This window comes from Anaerolineales bacterium (assembly GCA_016928575.1).
Taxonomy (GTDB): Bacteria; Chloroflexota; Anaerolineae; order Anaerolineales; family RBG-16-64-43; genus JAFGKK01.
Window position 1 is genome coordinate 166,175 of record JAFGKK010000057.1, and the last position, 24,326, is coordinate 190,500.

The window sequence follows — 24,326 nt, forward strand, 5'->3', positions numbered from 1 at the left end:
TTTCTCCTCGCTTGCGGTCGATGATATAACCGATAAGTTTTTTCGGCAAGGCCGCGGGCTCTGGGAAAAATCGGCAAGCCCGCGCGTTGACACTCGCGGCGCACGGGGTATAATCGCCATGCCCGCGGCCGAGTCTGCGGGTCGAAATCCGCCGCATCTGAGGAACTTGTGGAATCGAAACTAGCAGCCCCCTCGCAACCGTGGGGCGAAGCCTTCACACTCACCGAAACCGACGTCGAGTTTGTCAATAATCTCCTTCTGGAAGAAGGCGCTCCAATGGAATCGGAGCGCTTGGCCGTCGCCGTCATCCGTGAGAGGCTACAAAACGACGCCAAACGCCGCGCCCGATTGAGTCCGGAGGATGTGATCTACCTTCCCCGCCTCGCGTACCGAGCGGGCCAGCAGTTGGTTTTTCCCCTCTTGGGTTTTTCCCGCGGGACGGTCGTGTCCATCCGGCCGGGGGAAAACCCGGAAGCCGGCGCCTTCGAAGTCATCCGCGTGAACGTGGACGGCGAAGAGCGCGAATTCGCATCCCGGCTGGAAAACCACGAACTCAACGCCATCCCGCTGGAAATCCTAATGGGGGGAAGCGAACAATCGCCCGAAGAAATTCTCCGGGAACACGAAACCGTCATCCTGCCGCTGATCGAAGCCCGCCTGACGGAAACGGCGGACATCGCCAAAATCGCCGACCGCTGGTTTCCCCGCTCGCTGCTGGTGGAGATCTCTCACGGCCACCTGAACCTGGCGGAGGCGGTGCTCGACGTCGCCGGGGGCGGACCACTGCCGACGAGTGCGCTGTTGGAGCACCTCGAACTGCCGAGCAGCGTGGATCCGCGCCTGACCGCCTTTTCCCTGGAGCACGCGCTGTACCGGGATGAGCGCTTTGAGGAAGTCGGCCCCGCCGGCGAGATGGCTTGGTTCCTGCGCCGGTTGGAACCGCCGGAAGTCACCTTTCCGCCGCGGCGCCTGGCCTATGCGCCGGAGACTCCTGCGTCCGGCAAACTCCCCGAACAGATGCAGGCACTGGCGGCCGATCTGGAGGATGAGTGGAGTCCGGCGGCGGGCCCGGCCGGAGAGGTCGAAGAAGTCTCGCTGACCCTCACCTTCCCGCATTGGCGGGTTGGTACCCTGCCGCTTAACCCAAAGCTGGCATCGGTGTTCCCCCAAGCCCACCAAGCCACCCGGATCCGGTTCGATTTTGTGGACTCCGAATCCGGGGAACGGTTTCCCGGATGGGTGGTGACGCCGTTCCGCTTCGTGTTCGGATTGGCGGATTGGTATCCGAAAAAGGGGTTGCTCCCCGGCGGGTTGCTTCGTATCCGCAGGGGGGATCAACCCGGCGAGGTTGTATTGGATCCGGCGACCCGCCGACCGGCGCGGGAATGGATCCGCACCGCCACCGCCTCGCCCAACCACCGGCTGACCTTCACCATGCAGAAGCAGGCGGTTTCCGTCGAGTATGACGAATTGGCGGTGATCGCCGTCGACGACCTGCAAGCCGTGGACGAACTCTGGCTGCGGATGAACGAGCAGAAAACGCCCTTGGAATCGCTGATCGCCGACGTTTTTCGCGAACTGGCAAAGTTGAATCCCCAAAGCACGGTCCATGCGCGCACGCTTTACAACGCGGTCAATGTCGTGCGCCGGCTTCCGCCCCTGCCGGTGTTTGCGGAATTGATGCAGCGGACGTATTATTCCCACATGGGGGATTTGTATTACCGGTTCGACGAGGTCAAATGGACCGAGACCCGCTAAGCGAATCCGGCGCTGGACGCCTGATCAAGCCAAGCCTTTCCACCCGGTTCCACATCGACCTCAATTGGTGGCGGCGCAACGAACGCGAGTGGCGGGTTTATCTGCTCAGCCACCTTTGCCCCGAGCACCGCAGCGCCCTGGAATCCGTCGCCGACGGCTCCCGGATCGACTGGGTCGATCCGCATACGGCGGAGGTGCGTTCGATCGACGGCATCCAGCACGCTTTGATCACGCACTGCAGCCTTCAGCCGGAGTACATCTCCCCGAAGACCACGTTGGTCGACGCCGTCTTCCGCGTGTTCCTGGCCAATGGGAACACGCCGTTGACCGTATCCGAAATATCGGAAAAAATCGGACGCCCGGCGAATACCATTCTGCGAACCCTGTCCGGAGCCCGCGTGTACAAGGGGCTCCGGCCGGCGGACGGATAGGCAGGCAACCGCCCGCATTGTTCAGCGCGTAGATGCGGCTATTGCGGCGCCGATCCGTCCGCGTCGATTTTATGAGTAAAGGCCGCACGGTTGGCCTTCGATTCGCAAAATTCGCTTGACGCACCGGAACAGAACGGGAAAGATGATAATAATGAAGAGAATAAACTCGTTCGATCCAGGGGATTGCGGAGATTGCAGTGAACCTTCTGCCTGCAGCGGTGCCTGCGGGCGGGACGAGGGATGCGGCCAGGCTTGCCGCAACCCGTATCCACGGGGTTTGACTCGAAGAACGTTCTTGAAACTCGCGCTGGCGGCGGGCGGCATGGCGGGGTGCAGGCCGGCGATAACGCAAACCCCAACCCCCGCCGAAACCGCCGCTCCGAAACCCTCCCGCACCCCCACAATCGCGCCGCGGTGGAACAAGGTGCGCGAGTTCACCGCTCCCAAGGGCATGAAATTCGCCGCTTTCCACGATGCAGATTTCGGCGTATTGTTGTTGACCGAAAACAAGGTTTGGAATACAAGCGACATCCGGGTCACCGCCGACGGCGGAAAGACGCTGACCGTCGGAACCACCGAAGACGATTATTGCCGTTTCGGCGTGGATATCGTAGACCGCGACATCCTGTGGAATTGCGGGCGCGGGACGCCTTCCGGGGAAGGCATCGGCCACACGACTCCGACCGGATGGAAGCATGCCGTCAGTGTGAGTACCGACGGCGGACTGACCTGGGTCAACACAAGCCCGTTGGACGGCGAAGGTCCGCTGCATTTCGCGGGAGCGTCGAACCGGGGGGCGGGTTGGGCTTGCCATATTAGTTTTGTAGATGCGCAAACGGGTTGGGTGGCTTCCAGCCATCCCCAGCTGGCTGCCACCTCCGACGGGGGTGAGCATTGGGTTCCACTCTCCCTGCCGGAGAATTTGCCGAATATCGCGGCGATGAATTGCCTGGACCGGGAAAACGGCTGCCTGCTCGATTTTCAGGGCTTTTTATATCAAACCGCCGATGCCGGAGCATCGTGGACCAGTCAAGAACTGGTCTTGTCGGAAGGGCAGTCGATGATTTCCATGGTTAATGCGCCGTTGCGGGTGGCCGCTGTCCGGTTCACCGATCCGGATCACGGACTGGTGGCGGCAAGCCTGTCGGGCGGAGGCAAATCGCAAATGGCCGTTTACCGTACTACCGACGGCGGCCGGTCCTGGACCGTTGACTCCATACCCAAGCTGCTGGCCTTGCCGTATCTCAGCCGGGACGGCAAATTCCTCACGGCGGTGGATTTCATTAAAGGGGACAGACTTAGTTTGTGGACTTTCGCATAAAGCGGAGGCCCGCGAAGGAAGACTCAAGGGCCTGCGCATGGAAACGGCTCGGCAGACGTAATCCGAAACCTCCGGCGTCTTAAAAAGGCGAAAGACGGGGCATCGGAATGGCCACCCGGCGATTGCGGATGCTCGGCCTGACCGGCGGTTTATGGTTGCTTGGAGCATTCCAAGATAGCTGGAAACCCTTCCCCCACGGGGCTAAAGCCCAGCGTTGAAAAAACCACTGGAAAAGAGGCAATCATCCATAGGAAAAAATCCATTTCGTAAAACAAGGCATTACGGAACGACGTAATCAGCGATCACATCCTGAAGTTCGATCAATACCGGTGATGGGAGAATTCTTCCGCTGAATTTGTTAGAATATTGTCCAAGCCCCTGTAGCTCAACGGATAGAGCATCGGACTTCTAATCCGGTGGTTGTGGGTTCGAATCCCGCCAGGGGCGCTCGATTTAATCTCCGCTTTGATCCCGGAAGGGTGGATCGCAGGGTCGGCCGGGGCAAGCGATTCCCGTCAGGAGCGCCAGGAGCCCGCCGGCCGAATGAAGAAGTTTACCGGCATCGGCGCCGTTCGGCGCAACGCCTTGTCATAAAAATCAAGCCGCCGCCCGGAGGCGGCGTGCGGAGTTCACGGTTGTCCATTTTAGGGGCTGGGGCGGTGAGCTTTGCTCCCGCTCTGCCAAAGACCCCTCCGATCCGCTGGAATTGTTTGACTCTCGACGTCATATGCCGGCGGTCGGCGGCTTGTAAACGTACTATATCCCCGCTTGGTGCGGATTTCCATTAACACGTAATAAATCCACAACCCACCGTCACGCACAGCCGCGCGATTCCGGCTATTCCGGCTATTCCGGCTATTACGGCGGTCCTTCGGATGCCCGCCCCCCAGCATTGCATCTTGATTACATTCCTCAAACCGGTTACAAGGGATCTTTTAGAAAGCGGAAGCGAAAAGACCGGGTCCATGCGGCGGTTCATTGAATTGCTCGGCGGCCGGCGGCGGATGGAGACCGAAGAGAACCTACCGGCAGAGGGTCGTATAATTCGATCCGGATCGTCCGCGAGAAGGAGGGCACGTGGCCCACATTGTCAACGTCGAACAGATGCGCGCGCTGGAATCCGAAGCTGACCGCAAAGGGGTAAGTTATGATCGGATGATGGACCGAGCCGGCGAAGCCGTCTTCAATTGGACGGTCCGCCAATCCGGGCCGGCGTCCGGCAAACGGGTGGTGGTCCTTTGCGGCGGAGGAAACAACGGCGGGGACGGTCTGGTGGCTGCCGTTCATTTCGCGCAAGCCGGAGCCGCCGTGCGGACTTTCCTCGCCGTGGAGCGCCGGAGCGGCGACCCGCGCCGCAAAGCGGCGCAGGCGGCGGGCTGTTCCGTGGAAGAGTGCGCAAGGGAAGCCGGATATCCGGCTTTGGCGGAATCCGTGAAGCAGGCGGATGTTCTCATCGACGCCGTTCTGGGGACCGGGTTCCGGCTTCCGCTAAGGCCGCCGATCCTCCGCTTCATGGAAACCGTCGGCGCCGCCCTGGCACAAAGACGACGCAGGCCTTTCATCACCGCTGTCGATTGCCCCTCGGGCGTGGATTGCGATTCGGGGGAAACCGCCCCGCAAGCCATCGCGGCCGACCTCACCGTCACCCTGGGTGCCGCCAAACCGGGGTTAGTAGCCTTTCCGGCGGCGGAATCACTCGGCCGGTTGGTGGTCGCTGATATCGGTTTGCCCGGAGATTTGGAGATCTTCAAGGAGCCGGGACCGCTATTGGCGGATTCCGGTCTGGTGGGCGGATGGCTGACGCCGCGTCCGCGAAATTCGCATAAGGGAACATATGGGCGGGTTATCATCGTCGGAGGGTCGGCCAACTATCCCGGAGCCCCGGCCCTGGCAGGCTTAGGAGCTTACCGCACCGGCGCCGGATTGGTCACCCTGGCGGTTCCCGTTCCCGTGCATCCGGCCGCAGTTTCCATCGTCCCTGAAGCGACATGGATCGTCCTGCCGGATGATATGGGAGTCATCACGGCGGGAGCGGCGGAAGTCCTGTTGCCTGAGGCCGCCGCGGCAGAGGCCTTGGTCCTCGGACCCGGGATGGGAAGGGAAAAACAGACGGCGGCGTTCCTGAAGGAAATGCTTTGCCGGGGGCAGGGGAAAAAGGCGCACATCGGGTTCGGCGCCGTGGAAAAAACGGTGGGCGGCGACGAAGTGCGCCGTCCGCCGTGGATTGTGGACGCCGACGCCCTGCGTGTTCTTTCCACGATTCCGGAATGGTGGAAAATGCTTCCGCCGGGATCCATCCTGACCCCGCACCCCGGGGAAATGGCGGCCCTGACCGGACTGGCGGTGGAAGCGATCCAACGCGACCGGACGGAAATCGCATTGCGGTTTGCGAAGGCGTGGAACGCGGTGGTCGTTCTGAAGGGGGCGTTCACCGTGGCGGCTGCTCCGGACGGCCGGTGTGCGGTCGAACCGTTCGCAACACCGGCCCTGGCCAAGGCCGGGACGGGGGATGTGCTGGCCGGCGTGGTCGGAGGATTGGTAGCCCAGGGGAGGGAACGCTGGCAGGCGGCGGTGCTCGGCGCTTATTTGCACGGCCGGGCGGGGGAACTGGCGGCCGAACAGGCCGGGGCGTCGGATTCCGTAATGGCAGGCGACGCGGCTTTGTACCTCTCCCGATCCATCGCCGAATTGCGCCATGCCGAATGAACAACCGCGTGGCAAGCCGCACGGCGCCACGGTGTGCAACCCCCAACAACTGCGCAGCCTGCCCTCATTGTGGGGGCAGGCTGCCCGATTCCCCCGCTTTCCCTCGCTTTACTCGGGACAGGCGCTCAGGATAGGCGCGGGGAATTAATCATCCCGCAAGATCGTCAAAAAACGGCGGGAATACCGCCCCTTTTCCTACCCTATCAACGGCGGGTTGATCAACGGGTCCAATCCGGAATGAATGACGACGAAAGTCGTTTGACCGGGGGCGATATCCACTTCGAAATAATAGTGCCTCCACCAAACCCAGGCGTCGATCACGTAGGTGCCCGCCGGCAAGTCGCCGACCACGAAATTCTCCTGATAGATGTCGTCCGGATGGGCCACGTTCCCCACGTAGGTCAACAGCTTCCATTCCTTGTACGTGCCTTGCCGCCGCAGGATGAACGGATACTCGATCAGCGGCCAGGAGTCGGTGGTTTCGATCCGGCCGGCCAGAACCCCATACCCGATCGGCGGCACCAGCCATAGCTCTGGATTTCTCGAGCAATAGAAAGAATCTTCGCCGATGCGCACTTCGAAGTGCAGGTGCGGGCCGGTGGTATTGCCCGTGGCGCCGACCAGACCAAGTTGGTCGCCGGCTTTAACCCGCTGCCCGGGGGAAACGTCCACCTGCGAGAGGTGCGCATAGGCGGTGAAAACGTCCTGGCCGAGGTATCCGAAATCGTGCCGGATCGTGACCGCCATGCCGTACGGGTCGTTGATGTTCGGGAAATGGCCGAAGAGGCCGACCCCCACCCAATTTACAATTCCGTCTGCGGAGGCGATGACCGGAGTCTTGGCTTTGGCCGGAAAATCCACGCCGTTATGCGGCTCGAACAAGTCGTTCAGGTCGCTGGCGTAGCGGTAATCGGTGTCGATCCAATTCACGTACGTGGACGGGATTGGACGGTCGAACCAAAAATGATCCTCGGCGCGGAGCTGCAAAGGGGCTTTGTAGGGAGCCGGCCGTTCCGAAGTGGAGGGCGGATACTCAAGCACGGACGTGGGATCCAAGGCCGGGGGAGTGGATGCCACTCCGTAGAACATGTCGACCGTGGAAGTGGCGAGTGAAACCCATCCGCCGCCGGCCAGCACCGGAAAAACCGGCCAGACCAGCACGGCCAGAATCAACGCCGTCGCGCCGGGAAGGAGGAGGCTTCGGATCCCTCCGGTCGGCGAGGTCATTTGCTTGTCCGAGTTAAAAGAATCCATTGTCCAATCCGCCTGCGCGCGGTCCCCGGTCCGGTATCCGGTTTGCGGTTGTGGGTGATCCCTTCCCCAGGTTCATCATACAAGATTTTCCGTGGGAAACGCGGTTTCATTACTTGTGTAATGGGGTTGCAAAACTCATGCCATTCAAGGGGTTCGGCTGGGGGTGGGAGTCCGGGTGCGGGTTTTGGTGGGGGCCGGTCCCCAATAATACGTGGGGGTATAGGTTGGCGTATCGATGGGGGTCGGGGTGAGAAAGGAATACGGCGAATACAATTCGCCCATAGCGGAAAACCAGTCCAGCCCGTCGTCGCAGACGAATTCCCAATACAATATGCCGAAGTAATACGTCCTCCACTCCGGATCGGAAGGGAGTCGGTGGAATCCAAACTCAGCGGCCAGCTGGGAGAAATCGACGAAATAGCCGACGGGAACCTCCGGATAGTACTGACCGCCGTTGTTAAACGCCGAGGGGGTTCCCGAAGTGCGGGCGTCGAAATCCCACGGCAGATCGCGCAACGGCTCGCCCAGGGTTCCGTTCTGCACGGCGGCGCGGATGTACAGCCGCCAGTAATCGGAGGCGCCGATCGGATCGGGCAGCACCACCAGCCAGCCTTTGGAGACGGCGGCGCGCGATACGGCAAAAGCCCGGCCCGTCCGCAGCCAGGAAAGGGATTGCTTGGGCGGCATGGGGGTATTGATGTCGATCACCGCGTTGTCCAGCGTGCCGAGAAAGTCCCATCCGGACTGTTCCTTGACGGCTGCGCGCAGGGCTTGAAAACGCTGGACGACGGCTGAGCTTAGTCGGGGATCCGGAGCGTTGACATCCAAATCCACAAGCTGGGCCGAGAGCGGGGTGCCGGCGGGCGGTTTTGTTGCGGCGGGCTCGGGGACATTCCCGGAAAGGGCGGATAGCCAAGCCGGGAGCGGGTTCGACAACGCGGCCGCGGACCAGGCCACCTTTCCGATCCTCCCTGCAAGCCGCAAGGCGGAAGGGGAGAGCACCTGCTGATTGGAGGGGGAAAACAGCAGATACGATTCCTCCAGCACCGGATGGAAAACCCCCGCCAGCCATTTACCGTCCGGACTCCATTCGGGACGCTCGCCTTGGCCGACCAGGAGCGGAGTGCTGACCGCCGCCGCCGTGGAGATCCGGTAGATCCATGAATAGCCGTTTTCCACCGCCGAATAGGCGAGGTCGATTCCGTCCGGAGAGAACGCCGGATGCCGTTCGTCAAGGTCCGGCGTGTTGGTCAGATTGAGGATCTGCTGGGTGTCCAGATTCAGCAGGTAGATGTCGGTGAAGCCCTCGGTGCGTCCGGTGAAGGCGATGGTCCGCGCCTGGGCGGACCACGTCGGTTCGAAAGACTCCATACCGTCCGGACCGGGCCACATCAGCGCCCGATCCTCGACGCGGAGGATGCTGATGCGCAGACGGCCGTTGATGCAGCGTTCAAAGGCCACTTGGCGGGAATCCGGAGACCATGCCGGATGGGCTTCGTATTCCGGGGAATTCGTCAGGCGCTGAATCGTCCCGGATTCCATATCCAGAACGTACAGGTCCCAGAACCCGTCCTTTTGCGAAGCGAAGGCCAGCGCTCGGCCGTCGGGCCGGAAGGCCGGATCACGGTCGTTGGCGTCGCTGGCGGTAATGCGGATCGGATTGGGCAAGCCCATCGGCCACAGCCAAAGATGGGAATATTCCTTTGTCCGAAGCGAAAAAGCCAGCATTCCTTGCTCCGAAAGCAGGGACGGCGGGGTGAATTCCATCCCGGCGAATTCGGTCGGGGTCGGCGAGCGGCCGCTTCCGGCGGGGGGGAGGGTGCCGGATCCTCCGCACGGATCGCAGGTGGGCGTCTCGCCGCTTTCCGGGGTGCAGAGGATTTTTTTGCAGGTCGACGTGGCCCATGGGGTCCCGGAAGCGTAGGGCACGGTGCGGGTCACGACGATCGGGGCGGCGCAGCCGGCGGCAAGCAATGCCACGATCGCGAATCCCGCCGCGCGCGGAGAAAGCCGGGAATGGCAATCCATGTTCGCATTATAACCCCGGACACTGTGTTAAAATACAAATCCCAGCGAGCGAGACGTCCGCCCGGCTCCGGAGGGTTGATGATCGAAGTGACCGTGGACAGGATTCAAGTGAACCTGGTGAACCAAACCCGGGTGGTGATCCTGCGCGAGGCGGAGGGTGAACGGTTTCTTCCGATCTGGATCGGACAGTTTGAAGCTGAAGCGATCGCGATGTTCCTCCAAGAGGTGGAGCCGGCCAGACCGATGACACACGATCTGCTAAAGAGCGTCCTCGGAGGGCTGGGCGCCCGCCTGGAACGGCTGGAGATCCACGACCTGCAGGACGACGTCTTCTACGCCCGCCTGATCGTCCGCATCGGCGAGAAACAGATCGAGATCGATTCGCGGCCGTCGGACGGGATCGCCGTGGCCATCCGCGCCCACGCGCCGATTTTCGTCGCCGAGGAAGTAATGGAGCGCGCCGCCGCGAAGCCGGAAGCCGACATCCGCGAACAGGGCCGCGGGGCGGCGCCGGAAGAGGGATCCTCAGACAAGCGGTTGGACGTGTTTAAGGATTTCATCCAGCGGCTGGACCGGAACGACAAACCACCGGAGGAAAAACCGGCCGGCTGAGCCCGGCGGCGTTCCGGATCCCGCGGCCGCATAGTTCGGATGCCCGGGCGAATCCGCCGACCGACCGGGTGCGGATCGTACGATCCTGATTTTCCTTTTCATCCCATGAGCGATTATTCTCCTTCCAACGCGGATCTTCCCGCAACCTCCAGCCCTTCCGGTATCCCGGCCGAACCGCACAACCGGGAGGCGGAAGAAGCCCTGCTGGGCGCGGTGATGATCAATCCGGAAGCCTTCTATGAAGTCGCCGCGTTTCTCTCCCCCGGCGATTTTTACATCCACCGCAACGGATGGGTTTGGGAAGCCTTTCAGAAACTGGTCGACCGCCAGCTGCCGATCGACGCGCTGACAGTGTCCGAGGAATTGGAACGCCAAGGGCGGCTGGCGGAAGCGGGCGGGGCGGCCTACCTGGCTGCGCTGATGAACAACGTTCCCACCTCGCTGCATGCCGAGGCCTACGGCCGGATGGTGGAGGAGCAGTCCGTGCGGCGCCGGCTGCTGTCCGCCGCCAGTCAGATCGCCGCCCATGCCCACGACGCCCGCGCGGCCGTCGCCGAGGTGATGGGCGAGGCGGAAAAAGCCGTCTTCGAGGTGAGCCAGCGCCGGTTGATGCGGGATGTCCAACCGATCGACCGGGTGATCAGCGATTATTTCGACCGTTTGGAATACCTGACTCGACACCCCGAGGAATCCCTCGGCATTCCGACCGGTTTTCATCAATTGGACCAATTGCTCGGGGGGATGCAGCGGTCCGACCTGTTGATCGTCGCCGGCCGGCCGGGCTTGGGGAAGAGTGCGATGCTGCTGTCCATCGCCAAGAACGTGGCCCAATCCCATAAGAAGCATGTGGCCATCTTCTCGATGGAAATGTCGAACGAGCAGCTCATCCAGCGCCTGTTGTCCCAGGAAACCAAGATCGACTCGCACAAATTCCGCCAGGGCACGGTCAGCGAAGACGAATGGGCGCAATTCACGCACGCCGCTTCCACCCTGAGCGAGGTTAAGATTTTCCTCGACGACACGCCGGCGCTCACCCCCTTGCAGCTGCGCAGCAAGTGCCGCCGGCTGCATCTGGAATACAACCTCGACCTGGTTTTGGTCGACTACCTGCAATTGATGGGGAGCGATTTCCGGACCGAGAACCGGGTTCAGGAAGTCTCCTACATTTCGCGCTACGTCAAAGCGCTGGCCCGCGAATTGAACGTGCCGGTGGTCGCCGCCGCCCAGCTTTCGCGGGCGGTGGAACAGCGCACCAACAAACGCCCCCAACTCTCCGACTTACGGGAATCCGGATCGCTAGAGCAAGATGCCGACATTGTGATGTTCATCCACCGGCCGGACGAGCCCGGGGGCGCCGAGATGGATTCACCCACCTCTCCCTCCTGGCGCCGGAACGCGAATCCGCGGACCGAGGCAGTGATCACCGAGATCGTTGTCGCCAAACACCGCCATGGGCCGACCGGAAGCGTGGACTTGATTTTCTTCCCTTCGCGGACCCGCTTTGAGAATCCCGCCCTCCCGAAACAGATTCAGGACGCCCCGCCGCCGGAGCGTTCGGGATGAAGGGGTTTGCGGGATTTCCCGAAGGTCCGGTGCGGATGACGCCGATCCCCGCTCCGTTCTTCACCGACCTGCTAGCGATGATCGATCACCTGGGGGAATTAAAAATCACCTTGTTGGCCATGTGGATGCTGTCCCGGCAGGACGGGCCGCACCGGTTTTTATTCCTGCCCGATCTGCGGGGCGACGCCGATCTGCTCGCGGCGCTGGAATCGCCCGGCCTCCCCGGGCCGCAGGCGCTGGAAGACGCACTGGAGCGCGCCGTCATCCGCGGTACGCTGATCGCCGTCAGAACCGCCGACCCCGGGGAGGTATATTATTTTCTCAACAGCCCGCGGGGAAAGGCGGCGGCCGATGGACTGGCGGGCGGGAAGTGGACACCGGACCGCGCCCATTCCGACGCCCCCTGGGTCGAGCGTCCCAACGTATTCACCCTGTACGAACAGAACATCGGGATGCTCACGCCGATGGCGGCGGAAATCCTGCGCGACGCGGAAAAGGAATACCCCGCGGCTTGGATCGAAGAAGCGATGCGGATCGCTGTGGAGCGCAACGCCCGGTCCTGGAAATACATCGCCGCGGTCCTCGAGCGGTGGAAAACCGAAGGCCGAGGGCGAGGGAAACCGTACGCTGAAGGAAAACGGAAGAGGGATTCTGAGGGAGAGTATGCGGATTTTATCGAACACTGATCTGCCCGGAGAGTCCCCGCTCGGGGCCGGCAGGCCGAATTGCCCGATTTGCGGAGGAGTCGGGTACCTGCGGAAGAACGTTCCGGTCGGCGACCCGGAGTTTGGACGGGTGTCGCCGTGCGTCTGCATGCAGGGGATCCTTCAGTCGCAGGCCAGCGAGCGGCTGTATCGCTTCAGCAACCTGGACCGGCTGAAGCATATGACGTTCGAATCCTTCTCGCCGCGCGGGCGGGTGGCGCTCAGCCCGATCGCGCAAAAATCCTTGGAACAAGCCTATAACCTCGCCTATACCTTCGCCCAGACCCGCAACGGCTGGCTTCTTTTGGAAGGCCGATTCGGCTGCGGAAAAACTCATCTCGCCGCGGCCATCGCCAACTTCAGTGCGGACCACGGCATCCCCACCATGTTCCTCACAGCCCCGGATCTGCTCGACTGGCTGCGGGCCTCCTTTGAAGGCAGCGACGAGCGCTTCTCGCGTCGCTTCGAGGAAATCCGCCAGGTGCCGCTGCTCATCCTCGACGATTTCGGAACGCAAAACGCGACCCCGTGGGCCCAGGAGAAGCTTTTCCAACTCTTGGATTATCGCTATGTAAACCAAAATCCGACGGTCATCACGACCAACCTGCGGCTTGAGGAAATCGAAGGGAGAATCCGGTCGCGGTTGGCGGACAGCGAACGCGTCAACCGGGTGCGGATCCTGGCGCCGGATTACCGGCAACCCGTGGAGGAAATGGGTTCCTCCGAATTGTCCACCCTTTCCCTGCATGCCAAGCAAACCTTCGCCGCGTTTTCCCTGCGCGAATCCGAACGCCTCAACCCGGAGGATCTGAAGAACTTAAAAAAATCCGTCGAATATGCGAAACAGATGGCGAAGAATCCGAGGGGATGGCTGGTGCTCATGGGCGAACACGGCTGCGGCAAAACGCATTTGGCGGCCGCCATCGCAAACGAACGTGAGCAGAACGGATTTCCGGCGCTGTTTGTCGTGGTTCCGGATTTGTTGGATCACCTTCGTTCGACCTTCAACCCAACGAGTTTGGTTTCCTACGACCGGGCCTTCGAAGACATCCGCACGGCCCATTTGCTGGTGCTGGACGATCTGGGATCGCAGAATACGACGCCGTGGGCGCGCGAGAAATTATTCCAGCTGCTGAACCATCGCTATGTCGCAGAACTGGCGACGGTCATCACCACCACGTCCAACCTCCACGAGATCGATGCCAGCATCCGGATGCGCCTTCTGGATAACCGCGTGTGCACAATTCTTGAGATGTATGCGCCATCCTTTCATGGCGGGCGGCTGGAGGGCGGCGCGGCGCGCAAGCCGCGCAAGGCCAGGAGGTAGGGCGCGGCCGGCGGCCGACGAAAAGACACAACCGCAGAGGCGCAGAAAGCGCGGAGAAACCCCGGGTTTCTCCGCGCTTTCTGCGCCTCTGCGGCGTATTCCCGGACGTGGAACGAAGGCGGGGAATTACGCCCCGAATTTCACAAGCCTGCCGGCGTGCGCCAGGGCAAGGGGCATCAGTTCGATCGTGGGGAAGGTTCCCAAACCGCCGTGGGCGCAGACCCGCTCCCCAAAAACCGTTTCGGTATCGGGGCGGACCGTCTCCGGCGCCCAAAGGAGCAGGGGGACCGGATGCCAGGAATGGCTCTTCAGCTTGGCAGGTGTGGAGTGGTCTCCGGTGACCAGTAGGACATCCGGTTTGCGCTCCAGCAACGCGGGCAGGGCTGCATCGACCTTTTCGATAACCTTCACTTTCGCCGGAAAATCGCCGTCTTCGCCGCGCGAATCGGTGGCCTTGATGTGAATGAAAAAGAAATCAAAGTCGTCCCAAACCTTTGCGAGCGCGCGGAATTCGTCCGCGGGGGCATCGCCTTCAAAAGCGATGCCCTGCATGCCTACCAGCTTGGCCACCCCGCGGTACATCGGATACACCGCGATGCAAGCCGGCCGTAATTTATAGATCTCCGCAAATTGCGGAAGGCGCGGGTCGCCGGAAAAACCACGCAGGGTAAGCATGTTGGCGGGAAGATCGCCGGCGAGGATCTTCCCGGCCTGGGCGATCCACTCGTTGAAGGCCTTGGCCGCCTTTTCGCCTTTGGGATCGGTCGCCTTCACCGGCAGCGGGGGGACGCCGGTTTTTTGCGGATCGGTTTCGGTCATGCAGGCGGAAAGGCCCGGCCCGCGCATCACCACTACGAATCGGTGCTCCTTGACCGGTTTAACTTCCGTCTCCACTCCGGGGATGCGGATCTTGGCCAGTTTTTCCACCAGCTTGGAGGACGACTCGGTCGGGATCCGGCCGGCGCGCCGGTCGGTGATCCGGCCGTCGGAATCCACGGTGCAGAAATTCCCGCGGGCGGCGACGTCGTCGGCGCCGACGTCGACGCCGATGCCGAACGCTTCCAGCACGCCGCGGCCGATGTCGAACTTGAGCGGATCGTAGCCGAACAGGCTCAGGTGCCCGGGGCCGGATCCGGGGGTGATTCCGTATCCGACGGGATTCATCTGCCCCAGACAGCCTTCCGCCGCCAGACGATTCAGGTTCGGCTTTTGGGCGGCTTCCAGTTCGGTCGGGCCGCCCGCTTCCGCGGGTATCCCGCCCAAGCCGTCCAGCACCAACAGAACGATTTTTGTTTTCGCGCCTTGCGCCAGAGAACGAATCAACTCGAAATCCGCCATCGATGCCTCCGATCCGACGGGCAAAAAAATCCCGCGCCGAAACAGCCGGCGCGGGAGGGCGGGTGCATGTGCGAACCGACTACCGGACCGCGACCTGCGTATCCCGATCGAATACGTGAACCTGACTCATGTCGAAGGAGACCTCAAGCCGGTCTCCCATCCGGGCGCGGGTGCGCGGGTCGACGCGGGCGATGAAGGTGTGTTCGCCGCTGACCAGGTAAAGGAAGACCTCGTTGCCCATCGGCTCGGTCACGTCCACGCGGCTTTCGACGCGGGCGACGGCGATGCCGGGCGGAGCGAATTGCGGGTCGTGGATGTGCTCGGGGCGGATGCCGAAGACGATCTCCTTGCCAACGCGCGAAGCGTAGCGCTGGGTCTTGTCGGCCGGAATCGGCACGGCGAAGGCGCCGGCGTCGATGAAGAGGGTGGAATCGCTGCGGGTGACTTTGGCGTCGAAAAAGTTCATCGACGGCGAGCCGATGAAGCCGGCGACGAAAACGTTGGTCGGCTTGTCGTAGAGGACCTGGGGCGTATCCAGCTGCTGCAGGATTCCGTCGCGCATGACCGCGATGCGGGTGGCCATGGTCATAGCTTCGGTCTGGTCGTGGGTCACGTAGACGAAGGTGGTCTGCAGGCGCTGGTGGAGTTTGGAGATGTCGGCGCGGGTTTGCACCCGCAGTTTGGCGTCCAGGTTGGAGAGCGGTTCGTCGAGGAGGAATACCTGCGGCTCGCGGACGATGGCACGGCCGAGGGCGACGCGCTGGCGTTGGCCGCCGGAAAGCTGGCGCGGCTGGCGCTTGAGCATGTCGGTGAGGCCCAGGACTTCGGCGGCTTCCTTCACACGCCGGTCGATTTCAGGCCGGGGGACGCGGCGCAGCTTCAGGCCGAACGCCATGTTGTCGTACACGGTCATGTGCGGATAGAGGGCGTAGGACTGGAACACCATGGCGATGTCGCGGTCCTTGGGGGCGATGTCGTTCACCACGCGCGTGCCGATTTTGATCGTTCCGCTGGTGACTTCTTCCAGACCCGCCAGACAGCGCAGGGCGGTGGTCTTCCCGCATCCCGAGGGTCCGACCAGGACAAGGAATTCCTTGTCCTTGATCTCGAGATTCAAGTCGTTGAGCGCAACGACACGGTCGAACCTTTTAGTGACATGATCGTACGTGACGCCAGGCATGAGGCATCTCCTTCCGGTTTATATAGTGGGTGAAGTATATCATACGAGCCGGATTGACGGTGCCTGCCTTTCCTGCTATGATCCCCGGACGATAAATTCCCATGGGAAAATCACCGGGAAGGCTGGCCGACCGCCTGAAATCCTGGTTGGCTTTGGGCAAAATCTGGTTGACGCCGGGCATGGGGGTGAAGAGATGGTTGATCGGTCTGGTGACGGGGACGCTTTTGGTCGGGCTTGGTTTTTCGGTGTTCATGCTCGACCTGTACCGCTCCCGGCCTGATTCCACGGTCCTTTCCACGCTGGCGCTCAGTTTTATCCCAAGACCCATCCGAATCGCAGTGCTCCTGCTGGCTGGCGGCGGATTGATCGCCTTCTCCCTGTGGAGGCTGAGTTACGCGCTGCTGGCTCCGTTCGCGAAATCCGGCAGGAACGTTCCGGAAATCCTGGCCAGCTACCGGAGGCGCGGACGCGGGCCGCAGATCGTCGCCGTCGGCGGCGGACACGGGCTTTCCAACCTGTTGCGCGGATTGAAACACCGGTCCTCGAACCTCACCGCGGTGGTCACGGTCGCCGACGACGGCGGATCCTCGGGCCGCTTGCGGCGCTCGTTGGGCATCCCGCCGCCGGGGGATCTACGCAACTGTTTGGCCGCGCTGGCCGAGGATGAGTCGCTGCTGACCCAGCTCTTCCAATACCGGTTCGCCGAAGGCGACGGCATTCACGGGCACGCCTTCGGCAACCTGTTCGTAACGGCGTTGGCGGGGGTCACCGGAAGCTTCGAACGGAGTCTGCTTGAATCCGGGCGGGTGCTTTCGATCTGCGGCAAGGTGGTGCCTTCCACGTTGAGCAATGTGACGTTGGAAGGAGAGTTGATCGGCGCGGATTCCGACGCCCTGCGGCGGGTCAGCGGACAGGCCCAGGTCCAGGGGGCGGTTTGGCGGGTGTGGCTGGAGCCGGAAGACGTGCGGGCCTACCCGGAAGCGGTGCAGGCGATTCTCTCCGCGGACATGATCGTGGTGGGGCCGGGCAGCCTGTTCACCAGCGTGCTCCCGAACCTGCTGATCGGGGAAATCCGCGAGGCGATTGCCGCCAGCCGCGCGCTGAAGGTCTACGTCTGCAACGTCGCCGCCCAGCCCGGGGAAACTGACGGGTTTTCGGTGAAGGATCATCTGGAGGCGATCGAACGGCACATGGGCTTCCAGCCGTTCCACGGAATCCTGGTGAATGCGGTTCCGGCCGCCCCGATCGAAGGAGCGGAGTTGGTGGGGAGGCCGTTTCCCGAGAGCGGAGTGGTCGTGGTGGAAAAGGATCTGGCTGATTCCTCCGCGCCCGGGCGCCACGATCCGCAGAAGCTGGCCGCCGCGCTGATGGAATTGTTCGAGCAGCGCAAATCGCGTTTTCCGATCTGACGGTTCGGCCGCATTCCCCCGCCGCGGAGGATCCGCGGAGACGTCACTCTCCCGGCCCGGGAAAACCGCGCCGGCATTTGGCACACGGTCATCATCCCACTTTCCCTTCAGGAGGATTGCTATGGCGACAAAAGTTGGCATCAACGGGTTCGGGCGCATCGGCCGGCAGGTGCTTAAGGCGATCATGGAACGCGCGCCGAAGGACCTCGAGGTGGTGGCGGTCAACGATCTGTTCGACGTCGACACCAACGCCCATCTGTTCAAGTACGATTCCACTTACGGAAAATTCGACGGAAGCGTCGAGGTCAAGGAAGGAAACCTGGCGGTCAACGGCCGCATGGTCAAGGTCCTCGCGGAAAAGGATCCGGCCAAACTTCCGTGGAAAGACCTCGGAGTCGAGATCGTGATCGAATCCACCGGCATTTTCACCGATGCGATCGGGGATCCGGCAAAGGGCAAAGCCGGCGCCAACGTCCACATTCAATCGGGCGGGGCCAAGAAGGTCATTATTTCGGCGCCGGCCAAGAACGAAGACCTGACCATCGTGCTGGGCGTCAACGATTCGAAATACGATCCAGCCAAGCAACACATCATTTCCAACGCCTCCTGCACCACCAACTGCCTGGCCCCCGCGGCCAAGGTCGTGCACGACAAGTTCACCATCCTCTACGGCTCGATGTGCACGATCCACTCCTACACCAATGACCAAGTGATCCTGGACCAGGGGCACAAGAAGGAAATGCGCCGCTCGCGCTCGGCCGGCCTCAACATCATCCCCACCACCACCGGGGCGGCCAAAGCCGTGGCACTCGTCATTCCCGAATTAAAGGGGAAATTCGACGGCTATTCCCTGCGCGTTCCCAGCCCGACCGTTTCAGTCGTGGATTTCAGCTGCACGGTTTCGAAAGCCACCACCAAAGAAGAGCTGACCGCGGCTTTCGTGGACGCATCGAACGGCGCGCTGAAGGGCGTCCTGGGGGTCACCTCCGGCAAAGCCCAGGATCCGCTGGTCTCCACCGATTTCCGCGGCGACGACCGCTCCTCGATCGTCGATCTCCAATACTGCAATGTCCTCGGCGGCACGCTGGTCAAGGTGGTGGCCTGGTACGACAACGAATGGGGTTACTCCTGCCGCACGGCCGACCTGGCGGTGATGATCGCCAAAAAGCTCTAACCCGGTTTTCCGGAGTGGAGGATCCATGCTGAAGAAGAAGACTGTCCGCGAAGTGAACGTCAACGGCTGGCAGGTGTTGATGCGGGTGGATTTCAACGTTCCGATTAAGAACGGCAAGGTGGGCGAGGATACCCGGATCCGGTCGGCGCTGCCGACCATCCAATATCTGCTGGACCAGCAGGCGATGGTGATCCTGTGTTCGCACCTCGGGAGGCCGAAGGGCGGTCCGGATCCGGCGTTTTCCCTGGCTCCGGTGGCCGCGCACCTGGGCGGATTGCTAAATAAGAAAGTGGCCTTCGCCTCGGACTGCGTCGGATCGGCGGCCGAAGGGGTCGTGGCCGAGATGAAGCCGGGCGATGTGGCGATCCTGGAGAACACCCGCTTCCATCCGGAAGAGGAGAAGAACGATCCGGCCTTCGCCCAGCGGCTGGCCATGCTGGGCAAGATCTACGTCAACGACGCGTTCGGATCCGCCCACCGCGCGCATGCCTCGACGGAAGGCGTGGCGCACTACCTGCCGGGCGTGGCCGGGTTCCTGATGGAAAAGGAAATCGAATTCCTCGACAAGGCGGCCAACGATCCGGAACATCCCTATGTCGTCATCTTGGGCGGAGCGAAGATCAGCGATAAAATCGGCGTCATCACCAACCTGCTCAAGAAGTGCGAGCGGCTGCTGATCGGCGGCGGGATGGCCAACACCTTCCTGAAAGCCCAGGGCCTGAACGTCGGCGCATCGCTCGTCGAAGACGGGAGCCTCGAAACGGCGAAGAAGATCATGGCCGACGCCGGCGACAAACTGCTCCTGCCGGACGACGTCGTGGCGGCGGACAAGTTCGACGCCGCGGCCCAATCCAAGACCGTCGCCGCGAACGCCGTCCCGGACGGCTGGCGGATCCTCGACATCGGACCGGCGACGGTGAAAAAATACGCCGCCGCACTCCAGGGCGCCAAACAGGTGGTCTGGAACGGGCCGATGGGCGTGTTCGAGTTTCCCAGCTTCGCCAAGGGGACCCGCGATCTGGCCCAGGCCGTCGCCGCCTGCGGCGCGGTCACCGTGGTGGGCGGCGGCGATTCGGTCGCCGCGATCACCGAGGCCGGATTGGCCGAGAAGATCAGCCACATCTCCACCGGCGGCGGCGCGTCCCTGGAATTCCTTGAGGGCAAAGTCCTTCCCGGGATCATGATTCTGCAGGATCAATGAATCTTCCCGGCATGGAAACGGAATAGAATGTAGAATGGAGGGCGCAAGACCCCGATCGGGGTCTGGCGCCCTCTACGGATCGGGGAACTGCGGTCCGCCACGGGCCGCAGGTCCACGGCCCAAGCGCCTTCTTCCCGGGGGAGGTGGTATGTCTTTCGCCAACGGACAGAACGTAGGCCCTTACCGCATCTTGGAACAGCTTGGCCAGGGAGGCATGGCGACGGTCTACAGGGCCTATCATGCCGGACTCGACCGCTATGTGGCGATCAAAGTCCTGCACGCGGCTTTCCGCGAGGATCCCTCCTTTACAGCCCGATTCACCCGCGAAGCGCGGGTAGTGGCCAAGCTCGAGCATCCCCACATCGTACCGATTTACGATTACTCCGAATACGAGGGCCAGCCCTATCTGGTGATGAAGTACATAGAGGGCGAGACTCTCAAAGCCCGGCTGATTCGCGGTCCGCTCTCGGCCGGGGAAGCCGTGCGGGTGATCGAAGCCGTGGGCGCGGCGCTTTCCTATGCCCATGGAAAAGGTATCCTGCACCGCGACGTCAAACCCTCCAACGTGCTGCTGACGCCCGACGGCGGGATCTACCTGGCCGATTTCGGGCTGGCCCGGATCGCCCAATCCGGCGAATCGACCCTGTCCTCGGATATGCTGCTCGGAACGCCGCACTACATCTCGCCGGAGCAGGCGCAGGGTCTGAAAAACCTCGACGCTGGGACCGACATCTACTCCTTCGGCGTGGTAATGTACGAGTTGGCGGTCGGCCGGGTGCCGTTCAACGCCGATACCCCCTTTTCCATCATCCACGATCACATCTTTACCCCGTTGCCCCTGCCGCGGGCGATCAATCCAAAGGTACCCGAAGGAGTCGAACGGGTTCTGCTAAAGGCGCTCGCCAAGGACCGCAAGGACCGGTTCGCGGACGTGGAATCCCTGGTCCAGGCCTTCCTCGATTCGATCCATGACGTCGCCCCGGCGCCGGTCAAGGCTTCGCCCTCGACCATACGCGCGGCGCAGCCCGAACCCTCCGCGGAGCCCAAGGCCAAGCCGAAACCGCCCAAAAAACCGCCGGTTTGGAAACGGATCCCCCAATGGGCGCTGGGAGCCATGGCAACCTCGGCTTGCGTCTGTTTTTGCGTCGCGGGATTCCTGACGCTGGGAGCGGTTTCCGACAGGCAAAATCAGAAGGCCACGCAAACCGCCTTGGCGGCAGGCGGGGCAATGGGAACTTCGCCTTCGCCGGCGGAGCGAATTCCTGCGGAAGGGAAAAAACCGCCGGAATCGCTTTCCACGGAGGAATTTGATGTTCCGGAAGATTCGGCCGAGGCTTGGGCGCACTTCCGGAAGGGAATGGAGTATCTGGCTAAAGGGGATCAGCAGGCGGCCGACAAGGAATTCGCCACCGCACTGCAGTTACTGCCGGTCGAGAGGATCGGGATCATGCTTCTCGCCGTCGAACAACTGAATGGCCGCGGGCAATGGATCATGTCGGCTCAATATCTACAAAAGGGATTGGACTGGAATCCGGACGAACCCACGCTGCGCCTTGCGGCGGAGGAGGTCCTGTTCCACATCGCCGGAATCCTGGATGCCGAGCCGCTGGTGCGCTGGTTCGTGGATCGGATCCCGCGCTGGGCGATCTCGCAGGGAGCGATGGGGCGCTGGCTGACGATCTTCTCCCCGGATCCGGAAGGCGGAGCGGCGTTCATCGAACACGGGCAGGAGCTCGCGCGGGGACAAGAAAAGCCCTTCGTGCGCGCGATCCTGGGCGAGCATTATTGCGTGATCGGAAGAACGGAGGAAGGAATCAACCTGTTGCGGGAAGTGATGGAAGACCCCAATATCCTGCCCTGGCTGAGGGCGGAAGTAGAGAGGATGATCGAAAAATGGCAACCGAAGTGAAGCGCAGACCGTGCATGGCGGCGAACTGGAAGATGAACAAGACCTCCGCGGAGGGGGCGGAATTCGTGCGCCGGATTCTCCCGGGCCTCAAGGAAGCGGACGGAGTGGAACGGGTGATTTGCCCGCCGGCCGCCGCGCTCCCCGCGCTGGCGGACCTGCTGAAGGGCAGCGGGATCGGGCTCGGCGCACAGAACATGCATTGGGAGCCGAAGGGCGCCTTCACCGGAGAACTTTCGGCGGCGATGGTCAAAGAATGGTGCAACTACGTAATCCTCGGGCATTCCGAGCGGCGCGGCTTGTTCGGCGAGACCGACGAGATGGTGGCCAAGAAGGTCAAGGCGGCGCTGGCGGCCGGACTCATGCCGATTATCTGCGTCGGAGAGACCCTCGCCGAAAACGAAGCCGGACAAACAGATGCGGTCGTCCGGCGGCAGATGAATGCGGCCTTTGACGGCCTGACTCCCGACCAAGCCGGGACGACGATCGTCGCCTACGAACCGGTGTGGGCGATCGGAACCGGACGCGCGGCGCACGGACCGGACGCCAACAAGGTCATCGCCGGGTCGATCCGTTCGGTACTCACCGAACGCTTTGGGAACGCCGTCGCCCAGGCGGTGCGGGTCCTCTACGGCGGCAGCGTGACGCCCGACAACATCGCCGAGTTCCTTTCCGAACCGGAGATCGACGGCGGATTGGTGGGCGGGGCGAGTTTGAAACCGGAATACGTGGAAGTCGTAAAAGCGGCATTAAAGAGAATTAAATAAACCGACCAAGAAAACCTGAAGGACACGAAGATATAACGGACAATCTTCGTGTCCTTTTGTATTTACTCGGCCTCCCCCTCATCCGCCCTTCGGGCACCTTCTCCCAGCCCTACATCTGCGTATGTAGATATGCATTTGTTGAAAGCCCTCCAGCTTAAACGATGGGCTGGGAGAAGGATGGAGTGAGGGGGAATAATTGGATGGTTTTTCGACTATTATTTCAATCCTTGCATCATGCTGAGCAGATACGTCCTTTTTTTATTGCATCCTCTTTGTTGATTCGGTCAAGAACTCCAACGCCTCCGGCAGGGAATTACCTGTCCGGGTGCTTAAAAAACCCTTTTAGAGTGTGCTTGAGGCTTGTCCTCGCGAAATGGGAGGGACCGGAGAAAGAGAAGCAATCTCATTCTACTGAAAGGCAGGGAGATTGCTTCGTCCGACCCGGACCTCACAGGCGGGCCGGGGCGGCTTCGTTGACCAGGCTTAGCCAAGGAGAAGTCGGGGCTGGACTCGCCATGACGGCTCCTGTCTTTTTCAGCACCCTGCTAAATGGGTTAGGCTATGGGAGTAAAAATATTCCGGGCGGAAACAATCCCGGAAATTGGAGCCGAAGGATTTCTCGAAAATGATCCGAGAATAATCATTATCTCCTCCGCCATCCGCCTTTTTTTTTCGGCAATTATCCCAAAGGAAGGAAGCCAAGTGAACTTGGTAGGGAGGGGGACTAGGGAGATCAATAGGAAACCGGAAGGGTGATGCGGAGTGCGGGAACCGGTAAAAAAAGACCTTACGTATCTCCTCAGCCCCCCGTCCCTGCCCTTTCCTCACCCCCAACCCCACAAGCCCTTCCCCCTCTCCTGACTTATGCCAGGAGAGGGGGAAGGGGCCAGGGGATAGGGGTGAGGATGGAAAAGAGCAGGATTTCATTTAAGTATTACTGAGGCTGAGCAGATACGACCTTACAGGATTTACATTGATGAAGCCGTTGCCAATTGTTATGATGATTTACCTGCTTCCAAAGCCAATGCCTTTGGCAGTAAGTACCCTGAAAAGGTTCTAACGTGGGAGTGAGATTTTTTCTTGATAAAAACAATACGAAAAAAGCCGAGGTGTTCGCCTCAAAGGATCCGGGGAAAATAGTGCTTCCTTACGCACACGGTTCGGTTACCCTTCCCTATGGATTACGTCATTTCAGGGAAAGGCTCTTCTCCCCCCATCCCAAAGGGATAGTCGCCTTTTTGGATGCTACACTAACAGGGGGGAGGTGAAATTGGGGGGATGGAGCTCGAGGAGAATGTTCCTCCATTGGAATTCAAATTCGCACGAGCAGAACCGGAAAGAGTGCGCACTCGGCCTCGCCCGGCAGCCTGTCCTGAATAGAGAAAAATGTGGCCTGAACCTGGCCTGACCTCAGGGACGGGCTCGCAACGCAGGAGGCCGGGGCGGGGCTTCGAGGTGCAGTCTTCTCAATCCTGTTGTGTTGTGAACGTAGAAGGGACTGATGCCACTGGCAAATGAAATAGACTAATGGGATAATAAAAACCCCAATATTTTTTTAATCCTGCAAATTCCGGTCAATTCGGCCACCGATTCCGGTGTAATCCGGCCGCCCCATACCAACCCTCCATCATCAGCGACGAGATTGTA

General features: G+C 61.5%; 17 protein-coding genes and 1 tRNA gene. 14 read left to right on the forward strand and 4 right to left on the reverse strand.

The window, feature by feature from the left end:
* Positions 1 to 168 precede the first annotated feature (168 nt).
* The 5 genes from JW929_07480 to JW929_07500 all read left to right on the forward strand — a co-directional run bounded on the left by JW929_07480 (position 169) and on the right by JW929_07500 (position 6,216).
* Positions 169 to 1,758, forward strand: a complete 1,590-nt coding sequence (locus JW929_07480; GenBank protein ID MBN1439232.1) for a hypothetical protein — start codon at positions 169 to 171, stop codon at positions 1,756 to 1,758.
* The gene (locus JW929_07485) at positions 1,740 to 2,189 is read left to right on the forward strand and encodes a hypothetical protein (protein ID MBN1439233.1); all 450 of its coding nucleotides are present in this window, start codon (positions 1,740 to 1,742) and stop codon (positions 2,187 to 2,189) included. The genes JW929_07480 and JW929_07485 overlap by 19 nt, the downstream gene beginning before the upstream one ends.
* A 295-nt stretch (positions 2,190 to 2,484) precedes the next feature.
* On the forward strand, positions 2,485 to 3,510 hold the full coding sequence (locus JW929_07490) for a hypothetical protein (GenBank protein ID MBN1439234.1): 1,026 nt from the start codon (positions 2,485 to 2,487) through the stop codon (positions 3,508 to 3,510).
* A gap of 374 nt (positions 3,511 to 3,884) precedes the next feature.
* Positions 3,885 to 3,957 (forward strand) — tRNA-Arg (locus JW929_07495).
* 630 nt (positions 3,958 to 4,587) lie between these two features.
* A complete protein-coding gene (locus JW929_07500) occupies positions 4,588 to 6,216 on the forward strand; it encodes an NAD(P)H-hydrate dehydratase (protein MBN1439235.1) in 1,629 nt (542 codons plus the stop codon).
* A gap of 195 nt (positions 6,217 to 6,411) precedes the next feature.
* On the opposite strand, the gene JW929_07505 is transcribed toward JW929_07500, so the two are convergent.
* Positions 6,412 to 7,470, reverse strand: coding sequence for a M23 family metallopeptidase (locus JW929_07505; GenBank protein ID MBN1439236.1), 1,059 nt, complete (start codon positions 7,468 to 7,470; stop codon positions 6,412 to 6,414).
* Between the two features lie 144 nt (positions 7,471 to 7,614).
* Complete coding sequence (locus JW929_07510) at positions 7,615 to 9,498, reverse strand: PD40 domain-containing protein (GenBank protein MBN1439237.1); 1,884 nt, start codon at positions 9,496 to 9,498, stop codon at positions 7,615 to 7,617.
* Between the two features lie 78 nt (positions 9,499 to 9,576).
* Here JW929_07510 and JW929_07515 point away from each other — a divergent pair, with 78 nt between their 5' ends.
* From JW929_07515 to JW929_07530, 4 genes are all read left to right on the forward strand, one after another.
* Entirely contained in the window at positions 9,577 to 10,110 is a 534-nt protein-coding gene (locus JW929_07515; protein ID MBN1439238.1) for a bifunctional nuclease family protein, read from the forward strand.
* A 105-nt stretch (positions 10,111 to 10,215) separates the two neighbouring features.
* Positions 10,216 to 11,673: a replicative DNA helicase gene (gene dnaB / locus JW929_07520; GenBank protein MBN1439239.1), complete on the forward strand. Its 1,458-nt coding sequence runs from the start codon at positions 10,216 to 10,218 to the stop codon at positions 11,671 to 11,673.
* Entirely contained in the window at positions 11,670 to 12,359 is a 690-nt protein-coding gene (locus JW929_07525; GenBank protein ID MBN1439240.1) for a DnaD domain protein, read from the forward strand. Before dnaB ends, JW929_07525 begins: the two co-directional genes overlap by 4 nt.
* Complete coding sequence (locus JW929_07530; protein MBN1439241.1) at positions 12,337 to 13,704, forward strand: ATP-binding protein; 1,368 nt, start codon at positions 12,337 to 12,339, stop codon at positions 13,702 to 13,704. Before JW929_07525 ends, JW929_07530 begins: the two co-directional genes overlap by 23 nt.
* Before the next feature lie 126 nt (positions 13,705 to 13,830).
* Here JW929_07530 and JW929_07535 read toward each other — a convergent pair whose 3' ends face one another.
* Both JW929_07535 and JW929_07540 read right to left on the reverse strand, forming a co-directional pair.
* Entirely contained in the window at positions 13,831 to 15,042 is a 1,212-nt protein-coding gene (locus JW929_07535) for a 2,3-bisphosphoglycerate-independent phosphoglycerate mutase (GenBank protein ID MBN1439242.1), read from the reverse strand.
* Between the two features lie 79 nt (positions 15,043 to 15,121).
* Positions 15,122 to 16,222 (reverse strand): ABC transporter ATP-binding protein, encoded by a 1,101-nt coding sequence (locus tag JW929_07540; GenBank protein ID MBN1439243.1) that lies wholly within the window; start codon positions 16,220 to 16,222, stop codon positions 15,122 to 15,124.
* A 101-nt stretch (positions 16,223 to 16,323) separates the two neighbouring features.
* On the opposite strand from JW929_07540, the gene JW929_07545 reads away from it, so the two are divergent.
* The 5 genes from JW929_07545 to JW929_07565 all read left to right on the forward strand — a co-directional run bounded on the left by JW929_07545 (position 16,324) and on the right by JW929_07565 (position 22,679).
* The gene (locus JW929_07545) at positions 16,324 to 17,631 is read left to right on the forward strand and encodes a YvcK family protein (GenBank protein MBN1439244.1); all 1,308 of its coding nucleotides are present in this window, start codon (positions 16,324 to 16,326) and stop codon (positions 17,629 to 17,631) included.
* 121 nt (positions 17,632 to 17,752) lie between these two features.
* Positions 17,753 to 18,805, forward strand: coding sequence for a type I glyceraldehyde-3-phosphate dehydrogenase (gene gap, locus JW929_07550; GenBank protein MBN1439245.1), 1,053 nt, complete (start codon positions 17,753 to 17,755; stop codon positions 18,803 to 18,805).
* A 28-nt stretch (positions 18,806 to 18,833) separates the two neighbouring features.
* Positions 18,834 to 20,006: a phosphoglycerate kinase gene (locus tag JW929_07555; protein ID MBN1439246.1), complete on the forward strand. Its 1,173-nt coding sequence runs from the start codon at positions 18,834 to 18,836 to the stop codon at positions 20,004 to 20,006.
* 148 nt (positions 20,007 to 20,154) lie between these two features.
* Positions 20,155 to 21,915, forward strand: a complete 1,761-nt coding sequence (locus JW929_07560; GenBank protein ID MBN1439247.1) for a serine/threonine protein kinase — start codon at positions 20,155 to 20,157, stop codon at positions 21,913 to 21,915.
* Positions 21,900 to 22,679 (forward strand): triose-phosphate isomerase, encoded by a 780-nt coding sequence (locus tag JW929_07565; protein ID MBN1439248.1) that lies wholly within the window; start codon positions 21,900 to 21,902, stop codon positions 22,677 to 22,679. The genes JW929_07560 and JW929_07565 overlap by 16 nt, the downstream gene beginning before the upstream one ends.
* Positions 22,680 to 24,326: the final 1,647 nt, after the last annotated feature.